The sequence below is a fragment of the Lactococcus sp. FSL W8-0209 genome, assembly GCF_038006585.1.
Lineage (GTDB): Bacteria > Bacillota > Bacilli > Lactobacillales > Streptococcaceae > Lactococcus > Lactococcus lactis.
In genome coordinates, this window is sequence record NZ_JBBOVN010000004.1 from 16,305 (window position 1) to 33,043 (window position 16,739).

Sequence of the window (16,739 nt, forward strand, 5' to 3'; positions counted from 1 at the left end):
CTTTTATTTTTATTTCATCACAATATAATCCGGTACGGCTCGATCATCTTGACTAGCAACAATCGTTTTACCATTGACAGATAGTTGACTTGAGCCGCCACTATCAAGTAATAACATATTTTGGAGCTTCAAATTTGATACTGATTTCATTATATTATCATAACCTGCATTTGTATCACTCAAGATAGCATAGAGATTATTATCTTTATCATTCGCAATAAAAATATGGATCTTCCAATCTACTGAGCCATCACTTGGTTGAATTTTACCATCACGGATAATTGCAGTACCAAAATCATAGGCTTGTTGCCCTCCGTTTTTAATAATTGTTGAAGCAGGTGTACTTGAATCATAAATTTTGCACGAACCATCTTTGTTAATAACAAAAGCATATTGAGTCGTTGTACCTGGGCTCCAGTCTTGAATCAACTTTCCATTATTAATTTGAAATCCAGCTACTTGTCCTGTCTGCATATCAAATGCGGAAGCATTCATAATCAAAGCATTAGGATACTTAGCTATAACTTCTGACATTTTCATCCGTTGATCTGTACGATTGGTAACTGTTTTTAAGACTTCCGGATTGTTAATTCGATAAATAGTGATATTATTCGTAGATAAATCAGTAAATTTATCTAGATTTACCTTTGAGGGAACTTTAACCCACTCTGGTACACCAGCATCATCTACAAGTACTATACTACCCACAGCAGCTTCTTCACCTTTTTGCTCTACATAACCATTAGAAACCGAAGTTTTGGTCGGTTGATCCGAACTGTTTGTTTTCGTATGATCAGTAGGAATAAGTGAATCTATTAAGGTATAAGCCCCTGCTCCTATAAGGGAAATTATTATTAAGATAGGTACAATTATCAGCCAAATATTCTTTTTCTTTTTCTGCTCCATGTCTTTTCCTTTCTTGCTATTCCTTGTTTTTTTACTTGATAAAGTTATTCGCCCAGCTCTTTTCTGAACCATTCTTTTAGCTCTTTTGGTGAATATTCTTCTTGTGCAATATTCTCCATTTTTGATGCAAGGATATTTAAACCTTGAGCAAATTGATAGAGGTGCTCTTGATCTTGAACTTTAAGATAATCTCTTTTTCTGCTCATAATTATACTAAGCTCAGCGATGAAATCTGATAATCTTATTATATCATTTTTGTCTAAATCATCATTAAATGTTACATTTTTCAGTGTATTGTCAAAATTATTAAGATTTGTCAAAAAGTTCTTATGAGATAATGTTTTTTTTTCATCGATTTCTTGAAAGAGGATAGCAAATTGATCAAACGAAGCTTTAATTGTATCTAATGGATGTTCGAGAATTTCTTGTTTTTGATCTATACGTATATGATTTCTTGATACCCGATTTTTCATTTTTCCTAAAAGTTCTGAGGCCATAAGCCATAGCTGTGTCTTTAATAAGATATTAGAAAGAGTATAGATGAGTACACCTAAGATAATTTGGAGTATCAGCTGAATTATTGTCATTTTAAACGATTGATTCATCCAAAAAACTACGACAAACATCAATAAGCCTGAGATAAAATACTTCCAAAGTCCACCAAATAAATCACTGAATGAAAACTCTTTTCTGATTGATAAATATTGGTAAGCTGTAACTGCAAATTCAGATACCACAGTTGCTACCGTTGCTCCGATCACTCCAAATAACGGTATAAATGCTAGATTAACAACGATATTTAAAATAGCACCAAAAGTCACTGAAAAAGTATATGGTTTCATCCTATTTAAAGGCAAAAGGTACTGAGTTCCAAAAACATTACTCATTGGAATGAATATGATAATCGGAGCTTCAATCATCATGATTAAACCAACCATCTCAAAAGATTTCCCCCAAAAAAATGGTGCAAATTTCAAAGAAATCCCTAAAATTCCAAAAAATATACCAAATGAAATCCCTGTTGCGATGTTAAACGTTTTTACAATAGAATTTCTAATTCCATTTATATTCCCTTCTGAGTGCATACTTGCAACACGAGGTAACATAACAACTCCAATTGTTCCAATAATAGACAAAGCCATTTTAATCATCGAATCAGATTGCTGGAAAAATCCTGCATGGACAACAGAATCCATAAGTCCAATCATAGATTTATTTGCCACCCAATAAATCTGGACGGCAATAGTTGGAATGAACAGGATAATTGTATAATGCAAATGCTTTTTAAGATTTAGATTCTTTAATTTTGGTTTAAAAATTTCATGTTTTAAATATGGCCACAATGAAATACTTCCCAATAATCCGCCAATGCACATAATTGCAATATATATTGGTAAATCATTACTATTCTTTACAAAAATAAAAATAGAAATAACAGTTAAAATTTTAAATATAAAATTTCTAGTAACAGTAACTTTAAAATTTTCTCGCCCCATAAAGTACCAAGAAATATCAAAAAGACTTGTTAAAATCAATAAACTTTGCCAAGCATAAATATCTTGGTATTTACGACTCACTATAATAAAAATACCAAAAGCAAATAGTGAAATTGCTGCAGTAATCCAACTCAAAAAGTTAATTCCCCAGAAAATATCACTTCTTTTTTGCTTATCATTTTGATGATAAGCAATTTCTCTATTTCCATAAGTTGATGTTCCTAAAACAGCCAGTAACACAAAGTATTGGACATTTGCCCCTGTGAATGCATAAATTCCTACTCCATGAGCCCCAAGAACCCTTGATACGTATGGAGCTGTAACAAAAGGTAATATAACAAGTAACAATTGATATAGTCCATTTAATAAAAAATTCTTTACTAATTTCATAATATTTATTCTCTCTGCACTAAGAAATTCTCCCATTTAGCTAGTATTAATACTATTATTAAGTACGTAAAAAAGCCAATGTTTTATATTCAATTTTAAAACTAAAATAGTTTCATTTTTAATGAGTTATATTGTTTTATCCCAATTCTTTTTATCAAAAATATTTGAATTTTTAATTTGATATAAGATTTCAAAGGAATAACCCCCCTTATACTCAATGATTTTGTTGCTTGATTTAAAAGTTCAAAATCTGGAGTAATACTAACTTCCCGTGCGTAAGAAAAATAGGAATATAATAACGCTCTACACAAATAGTTTATGCTTTCTTGATTATTCACATTTTTAATTAATAAATCTTTTTTTAAAAATTGTCCAATAGCATCTAGGTGTTTTTTAGAATTTTGAATATTCCCTAAAATACTATCTTCTCTTACTCTATAAAAATAGTTTTTTCTTTTTATAGCCCTAACTCTTCTTGCTAATAATAATGCACGAGGCATAAATTCTACATCCTCTAGAATAATCCCTTCTTCAAATCTTAGGTGATTAGAATCTAAGAAATCTCGTTTATATAATGATAACCAAACCATCATTTTTAAATTATAAATAGATAGTAGTTTTAATAATTCTCCTCCTGTAATTACTAAATCTGGTTTTAGTTTATTTACATCTACATCTTCCCATGCCAACTTATTATCAGATTCTTTAGGTCGCTGAAAACTCCCACGAACAATATCAAGATTTTCTCGTTTAGCTTCTATATATAAACATTCCAAGAATTTATCATTTAAATAATCATCCGAATCAATAAAACTAATATACTCTCCCTTAGCATACTCCAATCCCGTATTACGTGCTGAAGAAAGGCCCCCATTTTTCTGGTTAATTAAGATAATTCTTTTATCCCGATCAATTAAATCCGAAATATTCTGAATACTATCATCTGTTGATCCATCATTTATTAAAATAATCTCAATCTCTTTTAGAGTTTGGTTTTGAATAGAAATGAGACATTCTCTCACGTATTTTTCAACGTTGAATACAGGTACTATAACAGAAACTTTTACTCCTTCATTCATTCTTCATTTTCCTTATTTTCTTCAGTTATATGTGGTTTTAACCATATTCCTAACCACAAAAGTACGAAATTTGTCGCATAAGCATAAATCATATTTTCGGCGATACCATAAATTGAAAGTGCAATTATTGGAATAAATAATACAATAAGTTGTTTTTTAACAATTTTTCGAATTAATAATAAATAAAAAATCAACAAAATAATTAAAAAAACAATACCATACCTTATCATCACAACTAAATAACTATTATCTATAAAGTTATAGGTAAATCCTAAAGAATAATTTGGTACTCCTTCTGTACTAGGGATATAAGCAGGATTTCCCATAATACTCATTCCAAAAATTTTATAGTTTAATTCTCCTAATGCAATGCGTCCAGTCATAATTCTATTTAAATTATACCAAAATGTATCAGCGATATACACTCTTTCCGTTAAGGATAATATTGTAAAAATTAGACTTCCAATAAAAGAAACAACTGAAACCCATCCCAGAAAAATTACTTTTCTGGCTTTTTTAATTCCTTTAAACTGAGAAATAAAAAAATAACAGAATAAAGAAATAATCATTCCAAATATGGCACTACTTGAAGCACTAAGAAGCATCATAAAATAAAAAATAATTTGAATTATCCACCATAAACTATTTTGTAACCTAGAATATCTCTTATTTTCTATCAATTTAAGAACTAAATTAAGAATACAACCAATTAACAGAACTCGACCAACTGCATTATGATTTGGAAAACCAAAAGTCCACCCTTGTCCTTCTCCAAATGCAGTAGTTTGATATAAATTTGTTGTCACTCTTATTAATAAAAGAAACATCATCGTGAGAAAATAAGACCAGTAAACATAGTAAAAAATCTTTATAATATTATAAACTTCAATCCTTCTTAAAGAAAATGAAACTAAAAAAAGACCAATAACAGAAGTATCCCTTAAAATTTTATAACTAATAATTCCAAAGATAGCAAAAGGAACAAAAAAGATGAGATCTTTTAGGTGATTTATATTAAAAATTAGAGAAATAATAAAAATTACAAAGTAAATGTACTTCTGATTATTTTCGAATGCTCCAATCAAATTTAAGTTTGCCAAATTCTGTACTAAAATTTGAAAATATAGCAATACTCCAAAAATTATTCCCAGAATAAAATTTAAAGATTTTTCTTTATTTCGATTTACCATTAATTTCTCCATCTAAAAACTGATTGAATTTGTAAAAATAGTTTTCTTCATAAAATGGTTCTATGGAATTCTTTATATTACTTGATTGAAAGCTAATTTTTTTTTGAATAAATTTTTTCAATATTAAAGCGAGTTCGTCTACATTTCCTAGTTGATAACATAAACTATTTTGTGATGATAAAAAAACTTTTGGACCTTCTATATTACTACTAATTACAGGTATACCATATGATAATGCTTCAATCATTGATAGTCCAAAACCTTCATGTGTAGAAGTAGAAATAATAGCAGCTGCTTGTTCTATTTCTTCAAAAGGGGAGTCTTTCCAACCAATAAATTTTATTTTTTTATCAATTTTAAGTTCTTTTACGTATTCTTGTTCTTTTATCCTATCCTCTCCATCCCCATAAATATCTAAACTCCAATTCAAATCTTTTATTATTGAGAAAGCGTCAAGCATTTCTTTATTATTTTTTTGAGTTGTACTTCCAAAAGTTAATCTCCCTATGTAAATAAATTTTTGATTATTTATTGCAATGGTTTTTTCTTGTCTTTTAACTGGATTATATAAAGTTATTATTTTTTCTTTAGGATAATGCTTTTCTAAAAGAAAATCTGTATTTTCATCCGTAATAGAAAGAAAAGAATCCGAATACTTTATCAATTCCTTAAAATTTTTTTCAGAAAAAAATTGGGAAGTTTTTAAACCAAAATGAATCCAAGATGAAATTTCAAATTTTTTCAAATTAATTTTTTTAGCTATTGCTAATATTTTTAAAGTATCTAAATGAATAGTAATAACAATATCTGTTTTAATTATTGAAAAAAATAGTAATTCAAAAAGAAATAAAAATTTCCTAATCCCTTTTATTTTTCGAATAAAAGAGAAGGGAAAGAAATTAATTTGTTTCACTCCTTTGTTTACCCATTTTTTTGTTGAAATTGATCCAAAATTCACAATAGATACTTCAAATTTTGAACTATCTTTATAATATTTTAAAACATCATTAATGACTTTTTCAGTTCCACCATTTCCTCCAAGCAAATCAACAAAAACAATTATTTTTTTCATATCAACTCTAATTACCTTTCAAAAGATGATGGGGAGGGTAACAATATCTCAAAATTTTGCAAAATGTGTTTCTTCACTTCATCAAAATTATTTTCATTAAATATCATATCATTTATTGCTGTCATTTTATATTTTGGTTTTGAAATACTTTTATAAATTTTTTCGTTGCTCTTTAAATCATCATTTACATCGATGTTCCCCTCACCAATTTTTATGCTTCTTGGCATAAAATTTCCCGTACAGATTTGCCAATCTTGAAGAAGCCATTGATTAATGTCATAAGGACTTCTAAATTTATTCCTACATGTCATATCAAAAATATCGTGTTCTTTTCTCCAAAGTTCTTCAAAAGTTCCTTTTTGGAGAGAGGATGGTAAATGATCATATCGAATTCCTGAGAATTTTTTCCAAGGTAAGAGACAAAAATTAGCTAATAAATATTTTCCGTATTTTAGGTTAAACCACTGAAACGGATGCTTCTTCATAACCTCTTGCCGTGAAAAATATTCATTAATTATTTCCATATTCATTATTGGTGTGTAATTATGATGTCTTTTTTCTGGTGTTGCGACACTTAATGTTGCTTCATTACAGGGTAATCCTTTTTTAAAAAAATCAGTTGGTTTAAGTGCCTTCAAAATAAACATATCGTCATTAAAGTAAACAAAATTTTTTGACAAATTTTTTATACGATAAAGATTTAAATCAATAGTATTAGAGTTAAATGTCGGTAAATATTTTTCAGGAATAAAATCTTTGTGATTTATAATTTCTAGTTTAGGATTGTCAGTATCTAACCAATCAGGTAAATGTCCCCACGTTACAAAGTAAATTTTATTTACCCAAGGTGAAAATTTCTCTATTCCTCTAAATAGATACTTTAACGTCCCCATATCTCTAAAGCGAATATCCCTATCATCACTTTCATCACTTTCATTATCCAGTTCATATTTTTTTTTCTCTTTTAACCATTTTGGATCATTCCCATCCACCCAGGTTATTACAAAGTCAATTTTTTCTTCCATAATTTTCCTCATTATTTGTTCAATGTGCCTTATTATAACCCACTTATTTTTTTAAAATATAATTCCATATCATGAGCATTTTTATTTATGTCATATCCAGCATATTCTATATCTCTTTGATTTTTTTTAACATCTCTTTCACTATTAAGAGTGATTTCCTCAATTATCCATTTTTTCCATGGTTCAATTTTAAGAGGTAAAGTAACTACTGTATCACAAATATTTAATCTTCTATCCAGTGTGTCCGATATAGCAAGAGGAACAGCTGATGCCTGCGCTTCTAATCCAACTAACGGTAGGCCTTCCCAAAGAGAAGGGAGAATTACTGCATCTGCTGCAGAAAAGTAGCCATTAATATCATTTGATGGCGTTTGAAATATTATATTATTTGTTAAGCCCTTTTCTTTTATTTTAGAGCGTAATTCATTTAGTAACTCCCCCTCGCCCAAAAAAATCATTTTGATTTTATTATCGTGAATGTTTGACATAAGTTTCACACTAAAATCATGATTCTTTTGTTTTGTAAATGTACCAACCTGTAGAAGTAACTTCGTGTCATCAGTAATCTTTAACTTTTCTCGAATTTCTTTCCTTTTTAACACATCAAAATAAAAATGCTTCATGTCAATCCCATTTGGAATTACAAAAAAATCATTTTGATTAAATAGAAATTTACCGGCATCTTCACTTGCAGCAAATCCTAAATCATAATGTTTCAAGAAATATTTTTTCAGCACTCTATCGATATAAGGATGTTCTGTTACAACATTATGTGCATGAACAACTTTTTTTACTTTTAATTTTCTTGCCGAAAAAAGCTCAACTGATAATGTAGAACTATTTCCGTGAATGTATACGATATCGTAATCATTCATTTTAAGTAGTTGTCTTAATTTTTTTGAATAACTTATCGGTTTCCTATTCCTGCTTCCCCAACAATAAATTTTTCCTCCTGTAGATTCTATGTGCATTTTATAATCATCTTCAATTTCATTATTTATCACAAATTCAATTATATTATTTTTTCTTAAAACATCATAATAATTCATAATCACAGTAGAAATTCCATTTCTCATAAATGGTACAGTGTTAATAATAAGTATTTTCATTATTTTTTTATCTCTTTTTTTAAAGATCTGGCTGGCACTCCTCCAACAACGTCATTCGCTTCAAAATTATTACATACTAAAGAATTTGCCCCAACAACTACATTATCTCCAATAGTCATATTACCAATAATCTTTGCACCTGCTCCTATATCTACGTTGTTTTTTAAATTTGGAGTTCCTTCTCCATTTTTACTCGACTTTGCCCATCCAATTGTTACCTGGTGTCTCATTTGACAGTCATTACCAATACTTGCATCTGCTTGAATTTATACCAAAGGGATGATAAACTCGCAGTCTCTTTCCTATTGTAATGGAAGGAGGAAATTCAGAATTACATATTATTCGTATTATTAACCAATCTAGTATTTTATATATAATAAATAAAAACTGACGGATGATTGGAATGTGGATCTTTTTATTAACAAAATTTCCAAATCTAAATATAGCAATAATAATTGCGCTGAATTTAGTATTATTTTTAATTTCCCAAAATAAATTTTTCAATCTCATACCTTATTTCTTTATTATCGAATATATTTCTGTATAAAGTTTATCTATAAATTCTTTATTATGGCTATTTTCTAATATATTAACTACTTTTTTTGACTTCTTAATATCTGATAATAAATTTTCGATATTTTCACATAGTATAAGTGGATAACCTTTGTCCATAACTTGCTTACTTACCCAAAGTTGGTGATCGTTGACGTGCTCATTAAATTTTAGTTGACGTGGTACGACTACTGGTATTTTACCTAACCTTAAAACTTGCATATATGTGGACGGGCCACCATGTGTAACAACCACGTCAGCTTTTTTTAGACAGTCCGCCATTTCATCATACCCGATTACTTTTGCCCATTTTGTGTACTTTGGTTCATAAGTCGAGTATCCAATCTGTATGAATACTTCCTCTTTTATTTTTCCATCGCTAACCAACTCATCTACTTTTTGTATCAGACGATTAAAAGGCTGCTCATGCGTGCCAACAGTTACAAAAATCATTAAAATATTCCTCCTAAATTAATCGCTTTAGGATAAACTTTCTTTAGTTCTTCCCACTGGACTATAAATTTATCTGTTACTGGATATACTAATTTTCCAGTAAGTGTGGGTTTATCAATTCGATCAAAAATTTCAATATATACTGTTTTTGCTCCGAATAACTTTCCTAGCCAAAAGAATGGCACAGCCACCGCAGCACCACTTGAAATAATCAAGTCTGGCTTTTCTTTTCGTAGTATTTTAAATGCTAAAATAGTATTTTTGATCGTGTTTTTTATATTACGATTTGTAGGGTAGTAGCAAGGATATAATTTCTCGTTTTTAAGAATAGATTGTGCATCTGGTTTATCAAATGTAACCCAAAACCGTTCTTCATTTTTCCAAAAATCTTTTAACAAATATAAATGTGTTAAGTGTCCGCCACTTGAACCGACTAAAGCTATTTTCATTTTTTTAATAAGCATCCTTCCCGTGCATGCTTTGTACAATTGTGAGTACCAAAAGCCTCATATCATTTTTCGTACTATGGTACTGGAGATAATAGAGCTCTAAATCTGCTCGTTGAGGAAAAAGAACTTTACTTCGACCATGTGTTGTCCAATAACCAGTAATTCCAGGTTTACATATCAGTAAATAAGGGAGGCGCTCCCCATATTCTTTCGCTTCAAAAAGCAAAATTGGCCTTGGACCAACTAATGCCATATCTCCTTTAAGGACATTAATAAATTGTGGTAATTCATCAATTGAGTGTTGTCTAATAAATGAACCAATCTTCGTCACACGGGGATCATTTTCTAGTTTATTACCATTGGCATGATAGGCGGCTTTAACTTCTGGATGTAGCTCTAGATACTGCTCAGCATTAAGAATCATTGTTCTAAATTTTAAAATATAAAAAATTTTACCGTTTTTTCCATACCGTTTTTGTTTATAGAACATTGGCCCTTGATCTTTTTCCGAGCTCATTTTGTAAGGGACATAAAGCAATGCAGCCGCAATAAGAAACAAAATTGAACCCACTAATCCTCCTAGGATATCAATTGCTCTTTTTATAATCAGCTCTCTATAAGAAAAATTTTTTAATACTACTAATTTGTGTTCTTCCGATTCAGGTGATGAGGCATCCTCAAAAACTTCCATTATTTACTCCATTTAAACTCTTTAAAATAATCCTAAAAATTTCTTTGTTTTGATCTTTGTTGGTTTTTCTTGATAAAAACTTTCATTTAAAATCACTGACTCTGCATTATTTTGAAACATTCGTGATACACCAGAACCATAAATTTCTTCAATCATTTCAAACGCTTCCTTCATCTTAAATGCACGTGACGTCACATTATGCGCATCTGATGCAACAAAATGCGTCAGATGGTTTTCTATCATTTTAAATGACAGCTTTTGTATTTTTTTACCAAAATGACCAGTGACACTCGAAGCTGTTATCTGACTTAGTACTCCTTGTTCAACAAAATCAAATAATATATCTGGGTTCTCAATGATTCCACTATTACGTTCAGGGTGAACCAAAATAGGTTGAAGTCCCTCCAATTGAATATTATAAAAAAGTTCTTTAGCATAAGCTGGCACATGATTTGATGGAAATTCAATCAATATATAACTTGAAGTGCCCGCTGCTGTCAGTAACTTTCCTTCAGAAAATTCTTTTAATAAATCACCATATATTCTCACCTCTTGTCCGGGTAAAACTTCAATTGGTAATTGATGTTCGTCAATGATATTTTGAACTTCCTTAACTTTTTTCAAAATAAGCGATGATTCATTATTAAATTGAGGATTATGATGAGGAGTCGCAGTGATAGTTGTTATCCCTTCGTCAATTGCTGATTTCAGCATTGTCAAAGTATCTCCAGGAGTTTTAGCCCCATCATCTATCCCCGGTAAAATATGGCAATGAATATCAATCATTTTCTCTCCTATCCTACGAATTTCGTTCTTTTATTTGATTCAAGTTTATTCCAATTATTCTACTCCGTAGTAGTAATATGATGGTGACTCAGAAGAGTCTACCCCATGCAAAACAACCCCTAAAATATTTGCATTAACTTGTTCAAGCATTTTTTTTGTTTTTGCTAAACTCTCTTTTTTTGTTTCATAGGCACGTACAACAATAACTGCTCCTCCTACATAACTACTCAAAATTTGAGCATCAGTAACTGCAGAGAGAGGCGGAGTATCAATCAAAACAACATCAAAGAAATCGGACACAGAGTCAATCAAGTTCTTCATTGCACTAGATCCTAATAATTCCGATGGGTTGGGTGGAATTGGACCAGAGGTAATTATTGTAAGATTTTCAGAAAGTCTTGTCCCTTGTATGGCATCTTCAATCGAAGATTGATGCATTAAAATATTAGTTAAGCCTACTCTATTTTGTACTTTAAAAGTAATGTTAACAGTCGGTTTACGAAGATCGCCATCAATTAAAAGTACTTTTTTACCTTGTTGTGCAAAAGCAACAGCTATATTAGCACTTGCGGTTGATTTACCTGCAGCTGCTTCTGAAGATGTTACTAGAAAACTTTTAATCCCTTGATCCGCCATTTTAAAATCAATAGTCGTACGAATCGTACGATATTGTTCAGAAATAGGTGATTGAGGGTTGACACTAGTAATAATATAACGATTGTTGTCTATGCTTCTTTTGTTTTTAGCCATCCTGAACTCCTATCTTTTATTCCTTTTTGATGTCCTATTTACTCCATGGTCGCTAGGCGAACTTGACTTAGTTCCCGATTGCGTACCATTTTTATTAGCAATCTTATTAAAATCACTCATTTGAGCATAGGTTGTTACACCAAGAACCGTGAGCCCCAGGGTTTCAATATCTTCTTCTTTATTAATTTTGTTATCAAACAATTCCTTCAATAAAGCAATGGCTAAACCTAAAACTAATCCGGCTATAACAGATATTGCTAAATACAATTTAGGTTTAGGACTAACGGGTGTTGTTTGAGCTTTTGCTTTGGATAGAATATTAACGTTAGTAACATTCAATAGTTTTGCTGCATTTGAACTAAAAATTTTAGCAGTCTCGTCTGCAATCTTTTGAGCAATGTAAGGATTAGAATATTTAACAGTAAGCGTAATGACTTGTGAATTTGTTTGATTTGCTGCTGTAACTTGTTTTTGGAAAGAGTCATCAGATAGATTTAAATTACTTTGAACTTTATCTAAAATGACTGGACTAACAATAACTTGGTTAATTGTGTTCGCCATTTGAATATTCCCGGTCACTTGTCCAGCGTAGGCTGCTGAATTATCCGAATTTGGTAGTTTAACGACAAGTTGAGTTGAGGCTGTGTAAACTGGGGAGGCTATAAAAAATGTGTAGATGCTCCCTAATATTGTGACTATTAAAGCACTAAATAATATTAAACCTAACCTTTTGCGAATAATTTTAAAAATCCCTCTTAAATCAATCGTCTGTTCCTGTGTTTCCTGCATTTCTTCTCCAATATTTAATAATTGTTATTTATAACTTAATTAGTTTGCTGTAAAATATTTAGTAATATAATCTAGCCAAACCTTATTCCCCGAAGCATTTAATGTTCTATATACTCCATCATCAGAAAACAGCCCCTTCATTTCATCAGAATTTTTGTCTGGGTAACTAGCCCAGTAGTCTATATAGGGATACTTTGTAGATAAAGATTGTTTAAACTGTTCTTCTTGTACGGGGTACACAACACCACCATAAATCGGTGGAGAGGGTTGAACTATCACCTCTGCTCCTGTACTAGCCAAATTTGTTATAAGTTGCTCATTACTAGTCCATGAGGCTGTTGCTTCAATGTTTTGGTTATCATTAAAAAGTGGAGCTTCATATAAAACAACATCAGGGTTAGTCGCCAATACTTGATTTTGAACTTTTTCAGCCAATAATTGTTCACTTGTTTCGCCATTGTAGGTGATATTTTTGATGTTCCAAAACTTATTTCCATAATATTTTTGTAAGTTTTGTTGAAATTGTTCAGAAATAACTGAATCAGATTGCCAAATACAAGTTAAAGTAACTTCTTTATTTTTGGATGAAATATCATCTATTTTATTTTGAACTGATTTTGGTAAATTTTTATAATACTTTTTATAGGTAAGGTCTATCTGATTTTTTTCACTGCTATTTTTTACAACTTCTTTTCCTTTATCAGCTTTTGAAAGATTATTTATCCTAGAATTATAACTATAAAAACCTCCAATTATCACTGCTATAGATATCACTATAGTAATTACAAAAATTCCTTTTTTCATCATATTAATAAGAAAAACTCCCTAAATTTATTATTGTTATAACTCTATTTGATATTCTAAAAAAAGCCATTTTTGACAAATTATAAACATTTCTTTTTTCTCTTCTTGAGTTAGAGTTTTAAAAAGATTAATTGCAGAACTGTCATTAGGCTCATCAATTATACCCATCAGATATTTTGGAGACACATTAAAATACTCTGATAGTCCTATTAATCTTGTCCCAGAGGGTTCTCCTCCCAACTTATAATTATTCAAAGAATTTCTAGGGTAACCCAATTCCCTTTCTATTTGATTTGCAGATTTACCACTTGATTCAACTAGTTCCTTTAGCCGATGATAAAATAAATCATTCATAAATATAACCCCTCTTTTTATTAAATTCTGTAAGAAAAACCCTAATTTTTCTGAAAAATTAAATCAAAACTTGCTTAAGTTAAACCATTTTGGTGTTTTTTTTTAATTTTCTATACTATATTAGTATATTATATGAAACAAAACCTATTAATGCAAGTGAAGGTATGGGTTTCAAACTTTAAACTGCAAGAAATTGATGTATTTATTGTTAAAGTAATTAAAATGATTATTTTTTTCATTATTTCAATTACTTTAGTATTTTTAGTTAGAGGAATTCACTTAACCTTTATTCAATGGCTTATGTCAGGATTATTACTATTATTTGGAGCCATTGTGTTTCTTAGTTTAGGAACTATTTTAACAAATTTTAAAGATGAAAAAACAGCACCTGTATTTTCCGATATATTATTTTTAGCTTTAGCGATGTTAGGGGGATTATGGTTTCCTACTAGTCAATTTCCTGAATGGTTGCAAATGTTATCTAAATTAACTCCTACCTATCATTTTAGAGAGTTAGCTGTTGGATATATAAGTAATAATGAGATACCTTCAAAATCTATTTTAATAATGATAATTTACGCTATTATCTTTATATCTATTTCGCTTATTATATCTAAGAATAGAAAACAAGATATTGCTTAATTTTATAAATAATGAGTTAACTAAGTTCAATAATACTCTATTGAACTATTTTTGGTTAGTGGTATAATAGGTATTGCAGGTGTTCAGTAGACTTGTTCAAAAAAAGAGGTGGAAAATTGTTAGAAAATGAATATTTCGTGTTCACGGGAACACTCACCACAATGACGAGAAAACAGGCACAAGCTATTATTTCAGGGCTAGAAGGTCATCATCAAAGTAGTGTCACGAAAAAAACCACACGGCTGGTGACAGGCTATTTCCCCATTGATTTAATCAAGGGCTATTCCCCTTCTCAAAAACTGACAGAAGCAGAACAAGCGATTGAATTAGGACAGCCTTTAATTATCATGAGCGAAAAAGAGTTTGTGGACTTTTTAGCACAATTTTTCCAATTACTATCAAAAGGATTGTAAACAATCATTAAAGAAAGAGAGAAACTATAAATGAAAAAAATAATCGCATTTAGTAGCATTGTTCTTCTAGCTATTTTTGGACTTGTAGCATGTGGTACGAACTCCAAAAAATTATCGAAAGAGAATATTGACCGTATTCATTTTACCATTACCAATGGGAGTAACTATCAATTTCAAGAAACGGATATGAATATCAAGGAAAAAGAAATGGTTTCATCAATTGTCGATTATCTTGATGAGTTGGATTTATCCCAAAAAAATGAGGTCAAAGATACTGGCGGTTTAGTTGGTGCTAGTACGTATACACTGGATTTGAACCGTGGAACAAAATTTGTCAGAAGATACATGATTTATGGCGATTACATCACCATTGGTAAGGATAAAAAACAGCAAGTGATTTATAAAGTGAAACACGATAAACTATCTGATTTACTTAAAACGTTGGACAATTTGGCAGAAGCCAATAATGATAAAGAGGAGGAATAGAAAATGGCAAAAATAGGTTATGCTCGTGTTTCAAGCAAAGAACAGAACCTAGACCGCCAGTTAGAAGCCTTACAGGACGTTTCTAAGGTGTTTTCAGATAAGGCAAGCGGACAATCTACTGAACATCCTCAATTACAAGCCATGCTCACTTATTTACGTGAGGGTGATATTGTCGTGGTGACAGAATTAGACCGCTTAGGACGAAATAACAAAGAATTAACCGAACTGATGAACCAAATTCAACAAAAAGACGCAACGCTGGAAGTCTTAAACTTGACATCCATGACAGGGATTGAAGACGATAATTTAAGGCGTTTAATCAATAACTTAATGATTGAGTTGTACAAATACCAAGCAGAAAGTGAACGAAAACGGATTAGAGAACGGCAAGCCCAAGGGATTGCCATTGCCAAACAACGCGGACGATTTAAAGGACGAAAAAAGAAATATTCTTTTGAAGATGAGGGCTTGCAACATGCCTTTGATTTATACCAACAAGGATTAACAGAAAAAGAAATCGAACGTAAAACTGGAATTAATCGAACGACTTTTCGACGTTATCGTCAAAAATATAACGTGATAAGAGAAGACAGAAAAGAATAAGCTGATATTAGCCCTCAGAAGGTTTTTTCTTTTAACTATTATATTTATTGCCAATTCACGTTTAAAATGTCTTAGAATGCAAACTATGAGCTTCTAGGACTATTTAAAGTCTTATCCTCTCTCAAAGTAGTCACGACCGTGAGAGAGTTTTTCTTAGTGGCAGAATGTAGCAATTCTAAATGCAAGGCGTACAAGCGGAGCGACAAGAGCAAACAGGGAGTTAAAAATCAGAACATCCATTCAATGTTTTTGACTTTTTCTTTTGACCCTGATTTTAAGATTGAAAAAAATAAAAAATAGACTTGCCTTAGCAAGTCCTTTTATTAATTTATCTTATATATTTTAATCTTTTGTTCTTTTGCGTGATAAAAAAGTTAGTGTTTACAAGGTTTTACAGTTTTTTATAGGGGAAAAAAGCGATGTATATAGGGAAAAAAAGCGATGTATATAGGGGAAAAAAGTTTTAATTTCCCCTATATTTTGGTATAATAAAAGCATAGAGAAATTATGACCGCAAAATCACTTTCTCTATGCCACCTTAAAATCACTCACAAAGGAGTAACTTTCTATGTCTATTATAGCAGAAAAACAAAAAAATCAAAAGCAGGTACTGACCGTGAATGACCTTGAAAAACGCAAAGTGGTGGAGCATAACAGCTTGATTACCTCTATTGCTAAAATGCAAAAGACCGCTCTAAAA

General features: G+C 30.6%; 20 protein-coding genes and 1 pseudogene. 5 read left to right on the top strand and 16 right to left on the bottom strand.

Annotated features, from left to right (window positions below; all coding sequences use genetic code 11):
• Positions 1–9: 9 nt before the first annotated feature.
• The 16 genes from MKX45_RS12320 to MKX45_RS12395 all read right to left on the bottom strand — a co-directional run bounded on the left by MKX45_RS12320 (position 10) and on the right by MKX45_RS12395 (position 13,895).
• Entirely contained in the window at positions 10–906 is an 897-nt protein-coding gene (locus tag MKX45_RS12320) for a phosphodiester glycosidase family protein (RefSeq protein ID WP_340817443.1), read from the bottom strand.
• 44 nt (positions 907–950) lie between these two features.
• Positions 951–2,792 (bottom strand): flippase, encoded by a 1,842-nt coding sequence (locus MKX45_RS12325; protein ID WP_340817425.1) that lies wholly within the window; start codon positions 2,790–2,792, stop codon positions 951–953.
• Positions 2,793–2,893: 101 nt separating this feature from the next.
• Positions 2,894–3,871 carry a glycosyltransferase gene (locus tag MKX45_RS12330; RefSeq protein ID WP_340817426.1) on the bottom strand — a complete coding sequence of 326 codons (978 nt, stop codon included), beginning with the start codon at positions 3,869–3,871 and terminating at the stop codon, positions 2,894–2,896.
• Positions 3,868–5,061, bottom strand: a complete 1,194-nt coding sequence (locus tag MKX45_RS12335; RefSeq protein WP_340817427.1) for a hypothetical protein — start codon at positions 5,059–5,061, stop codon at positions 3,868–3,870. The genes MKX45_RS12330 and MKX45_RS12335 overlap by 4 nt, the downstream gene beginning before the upstream one ends.
• The gene (locus tag MKX45_RS12340; protein ID WP_127093890.1) at positions 5,045–6,133 is read right to left on the bottom strand and encodes a glycosyltransferase; all 1,089 of its coding nucleotides are present in this window, start codon (positions 6,131–6,133) and stop codon (positions 5,045–5,047) included. The genes MKX45_RS12335 and MKX45_RS12340 overlap by 17 nt, the downstream gene beginning before the upstream one ends.
• 11 nt (positions 6,134–6,144) lie before the next feature.
• Positions 6,145–7,158, bottom strand: a complete 1,014-nt coding sequence (locus MKX45_RS12345; RefSeq protein ID WP_340817428.1) for a Stealth CR1 domain-containing protein — start codon at positions 7,156–7,158, stop codon at positions 6,145–6,147.
• 32 nt (positions 7,159–7,190) lie between these two features.
• A complete protein-coding gene (locus MKX45_RS12350) occupies positions 7,191–8,267 on the bottom strand; it encodes a glycosyltransferase (protein WP_340817430.1) in 1,077 nt (358 codons plus the stop codon).
• A complete protein-coding gene (locus MKX45_RS12355; protein WP_340817431.1) occupies positions 8,267–8,497 on the bottom strand; it encodes a hypothetical protein in 231 nt (76 codons plus the stop codon). The genes MKX45_RS12350 and MKX45_RS12355 overlap by 1 nt, the downstream gene beginning before the upstream one ends.
• Positions 8,498–8,780: 283 nt before the next feature.
• A complete protein-coding gene (locus MKX45_RS12360; RefSeq protein ID WP_127093893.1) occupies positions 8,781–9,272 on the bottom strand; it encodes a glycosyltransferase in 492 nt (163 codons plus the stop codon).
• Positions 9,272–9,721: a PssD/Cps14F family polysaccharide biosynthesis glycosyltransferase gene (pssD, locus tag MKX45_RS12365; protein WP_058212379.1), complete on the bottom strand. Its 450-nt coding sequence runs from the start codon at positions 9,719–9,721 to the stop codon at positions 9,272–9,274. Before pssD ends, MKX45_RS12360 begins: the two co-directional genes overlap by 1 nt.
• A 4-nt stretch (positions 9,722–9,725) precedes the next feature.
• A complete protein-coding gene (locus tag MKX45_RS12370; RefSeq protein WP_340817433.1) occupies positions 9,726–10,412 on the bottom strand; it encodes a sugar transferase in 687 nt (228 codons plus the stop codon).
• A 21-nt stretch (positions 10,413–10,433) separates the two neighbouring features.
• The gene (locus MKX45_RS12375; RefSeq protein WP_340817434.1) at positions 10,434–11,198 is read right to left on the bottom strand and encodes a tyrosine-protein phosphatase; all 765 of its coding nucleotides are present in this window, start codon (positions 11,196–11,198) and stop codon (positions 10,434–10,436) included.
• Between the two features lie 54 nt (positions 11,199–11,252).
• Positions 11,253–11,948, bottom strand: a complete 696-nt coding sequence (locus tag MKX45_RS12380; protein WP_340817435.1) for a polysaccharide biosynthesis tyrosine autokinase — start codon at positions 11,946–11,948, stop codon at positions 11,253–11,255.
• 9 nt (positions 11,949–11,957) lie between these two features.
• Complete coding sequence (locus tag MKX45_RS12385) at positions 11,958–12,737, bottom strand: Wzz/FepE/Etk N-terminal domain-containing protein (RefSeq protein WP_340817436.1); 780 nt, start codon at positions 12,735–12,737, stop codon at positions 11,958–11,960.
• Between the two features lie 39 nt (positions 12,738–12,776).
• Positions 12,777–13,544 carry an SGNH/GDSL hydrolase family protein gene (locus MKX45_RS12390; RefSeq protein WP_340817437.1) on the bottom strand — a complete coding sequence of 256 codons (768 nt, stop codon included), beginning with the start codon at positions 13,542–13,544 and terminating at the stop codon, positions 12,777–12,779.
• A gap of 33 nt (positions 13,545–13,577) precedes the next feature.
• Entirely contained in the window at positions 13,578–13,895 is a 318-nt protein-coding gene (locus MKX45_RS12395) for a helix-turn-helix domain-containing protein (protein ID WP_003131262.1), read from the bottom strand.
• A 132-nt stretch (positions 13,896–14,027) separates the two neighbouring features.
• On the opposite strand from MKX45_RS12395, the gene MKX45_RS12400 reads away from it, so the two are divergent.
• From MKX45_RS12400 to MKX45_RS12420, 5 genes and pseudogenes are all read left to right on the top strand, one after another.
• On the top strand, positions 14,028–14,537 hold the full coding sequence (locus MKX45_RS12400; RefSeq protein ID WP_340817438.1) for an ABC transporter permease: 510 nt from the start codon (positions 14,028–14,030) through the stop codon (positions 14,535–14,537).
• Positions 14,538–14,653: 116 nt separating this feature from the next.
• Complete coding sequence (locus MKX45_RS12405) at positions 14,654–14,950, top strand: BRCT domain-containing protein (RefSeq protein ID WP_340817439.1); 297 nt, start codon at positions 14,654–14,656, stop codon at positions 14,948–14,950.
• A gap of 30 nt (positions 14,951–14,980) precedes the next feature.
• Complete coding sequence (locus MKX45_RS12410; protein ID WP_340817440.1) at positions 14,981–15,436, top strand: hypothetical protein; 456 nt, start codon at positions 14,981–14,983, stop codon at positions 15,434–15,436.
• Positions 15,437–15,439: 3 nt separating this feature from the next.
• Positions 15,440–16,039, top strand: a complete 600-nt coding sequence (locus tag MKX45_RS12415; protein ID WP_340817442.1) for a recombinase family protein — start codon at positions 15,440–15,442, stop codon at positions 16,037–16,039.
• 568 nt (positions 16,040–16,607) lie between these two features.
• Positions 16,608–16,739: pseudogene (locus MKX45_RS12420) on the top strand (RepB protein); the annotation flags it as partial.

Bases quoted from the DNA above. Each gene is read 5' to 3' on its own strand.
- MKX45_RS12320 (WP_340817443.1), bottom strand. From the start codon at position 906: ATGGAGCAGAAAAAGAAAAAGAATATTTGGCTGATAATTGTACCTATC.
- MKX45_RS12325 (WP_340817425.1), bottom strand. From the start codon at position 2,792: ATGAAATTAGTAAAGAATTTTTTATTAAATGGACTATATCAATTGTTA.
- MKX45_RS12330 (WP_340817426.1), bottom strand. From the start codon at position 3,871: ATGAATGAAGGAGTAAAAGTTTCTGTTATAGTACCTGTATTCAACGTT.
- MKX45_RS12335 (WP_340817427.1), bottom strand. From the start codon at position 5,061: ATGGTAAATCGAAATAAAGAAAAATCTTTAAATTTTATTCTGGGAATA.
- MKX45_RS12340 (WP_127093890.1), bottom strand. From the start codon at position 6,133: ATGAAAAAAATAATTGTTTTTGTTGATTTGCTTGGAGGAAATGGTGGA.
- MKX45_RS12345 (WP_340817428.1), bottom strand. From the start codon at position 7,158: ATGGAAGAAAAAATTGACTTTGTAATAACCTGGGTGGATGGGAATGAT.
- MKX45_RS12350 (WP_340817430.1), bottom strand. From the start codon at position 8,267: ATGAAAATACTTATTATTAACACTGTACCATTTATGAGAAATGGAATT.
- MKX45_RS12355 (WP_340817431.1), bottom strand. From the start codon at position 8,497: ATGAGACACCAGGTAACAATTGGATGGGCAAAGTCGAGTAAAAATGGA.
- MKX45_RS12360 (WP_127093893.1), bottom strand. From the start codon at position 9,272: ATGATTTTTGTAACTGTTGGCACGCATGAGCAGCCTTTTAATCGTCTG.
- pssD (WP_058212379.1), bottom strand. From the start codon at position 9,721: ATGAAAATAGCTTTAGTCGGTTCAAGTGGCGGACACTTAACACATTTA.
- MKX45_RS12370 (WP_340817433.1), bottom strand. From the start codon at position 10,412: ATGGAAGTTTTTGAGGATGCCTCATCACCTGAATCGGAAGAACACAAA.
- MKX45_RS12375 (WP_340817434.1), bottom strand. From the start codon at position 11,198: ATGATTGATATTCATTGCCATATTTTACCGGGGATAGATGATGGGGCT.
- MKX45_RS12380 (WP_340817435.1), bottom strand. From the start codon at position 11,948: ATGGCTAAAAACAAAAGAAGCATAGACAACAATCGTTATATTATTACT.
- MKX45_RS12385 (WP_340817436.1), bottom strand. From the start codon at position 12,737: ATGCAGGAAACACAGGAACAGACGATTGATTTAAGAGGGATTTTTAAA.
- MKX45_RS12390 (WP_340817437.1), bottom strand. From the start codon at position 13,544: ATGATGAAAAAAGGAATTTTTGTAATTACTATAGTGATATCTATAGCA.
- MKX45_RS12395 (WP_003131262.1), bottom strand. From the start codon at position 13,895: ATGAATGATTTATTTTATCATCGGCTAAAGGAACTAGTTGAATCAAGT.
- MKX45_RS12400 (WP_340817438.1), top strand. From the start codon at position 14,028: ATGAAACAAAACCTATTAATGCAAGTGAAGGTATGGGTTTCAAACTTT.
- MKX45_RS12410 (WP_340817440.1), top strand. From the start codon at position 14,981: ATGAAAAAAATAATCGCATTTAGTAGCATTGTTCTTCTAGCTATTTTT.
- MKX45_RS12415 (WP_340817442.1), top strand. From the start codon at position 15,440: ATGGCAAAAATAGGTTATGCTCGTGTTTCAAGCAAAGAACAGAACCTA.